Source organism: Agrobacterium sp. ST15.13.013 (genome assembly GCF_027956525.1).
GTDB lineage: Bacteria > Pseudomonadota > Alphaproteobacteria > Rhizobiales > Rhizobiaceae > Agrobacterium > Agrobacterium salinitolerans.
The window spans coordinates 1-430 of record NZ_JAQKGP010000103.1 but is presented as its reverse complement, the minus strand read 5'-3'; the positions used below and the strand labels follow the sequence as shown (position 1 = coordinate 430).

General features: G+C 62.3%; 1 protein-coding gene. It reads right to left on the bottom strand.

Features of this window, described 5'->3' with window-relative positions; genetic code table 11:
• On the bottom strand, nt 1–430 hold a 430-nt coding region (locus tag PL597_RS26385; protein ID WP_271366666.1), incomplete at both ends, for an MFS transporter.

The window sequence follows — 430 nt, the reverse complement described above, 5'->3', positions numbered from 1 at the left end:
CATCAGCAACAGGATTGCCAGCATCCCCAGTTGAACGCTGCGCCGCCGCGTCAGCCGGAAAACATCGGAAAGACTGTTGCTCGTACTTGCCGGCAGCGATGGTAGGCTGAATATCTGCAGCAGCATGGCAATGATGGCAAGTCCCGCCGTCATCGACATGGCTACGCGCCATCCCACCCAGTCGCTGATCAAGGCGCCCATGGAGGGAGCCGCAATGGTGGCGAGCGAAACGCCGAGGGTGACGATAGCCATGCCGCGCCCGGTCGAATTTGCGCCGACGAGCCGTGCCACGACCGCAACCGAAAGCGCCCAGAAACCGCTGAGCGCAATGCCCAGCCCGGCCCGGCCCAGCAACAATAGCCAGAAATCGGCAGCAACCGATGCGAGAATGTTGGAGCCGATCGCCAGCGCACTAAGACCGACAAGCACG